General features: G+C 61.3%; 1 protein-coding gene. It reads right to left on the minus strand.

Annotated features, from left to right (window positions below; all coding sequences use genetic code 11):
* Positions 1 to 524: ssDNA-binding domain-containing protein (locus ABD841_RS40665; RefSeq protein WP_425582129.1), on the minus strand; the 524-nt coding region annotated here is incomplete at both ends.

A 524-nucleotide genomic window follows, 5' to 3' on the forward strand; every position in this document is an offset into this window, starting at 1 on the left:
GCGAATGGCCTGTGTCAGTATGGCCTGTTCCCGTACCCCGCTGACCTGTGCCACGCTCTCTTCTCCGGCTTTCACGCTGGCCGCAAAGTCCCCGGCCAGCCGGGCATAGCGGACATTACGGTCCGGTTCACTGATGATGGTTGCCGGTCGTTGCTCTCCGCCCTGCCAGCGATATATGTTAACCCCGGCATCCTTCATGGCCATCAGCGCACTGCCTGTACCGGTTCGCTGCCCGCTGTCGGTTATCAGGACCTGTACGTTATGACGTGCGGCACCGTCTAGCAGGGTTAACGTCTCTTTCAGGGAGAGTTTTTCGCCCTGGTCAACGATAACAGTACTGCCCGGCGTGAAGGCCATGCCTTCCGGCAGCTGACGACGTCCGGTTATCAGCTCACCGGACAGCCGTTCATCCTGCTTCAGGTTCATCTGCGAGCGACGGTCAGCAGCGATAATCTGCACCTCCCGCCCCTGCTCCCGGGCCATCATGACCAGTTCACCCACCCGCTCACGCTGCCCGGCTGCAC

This window comes from Streptosporangium fragile, assembly GCF_039534445.1.
In the GTDB taxonomy this organism is placed as follows: Bacteria; Actinomycetota; Actinomycetes; order Streptosporangiales; family Streptosporangiaceae; genus Streptosporangium; species Streptosporangium fragile.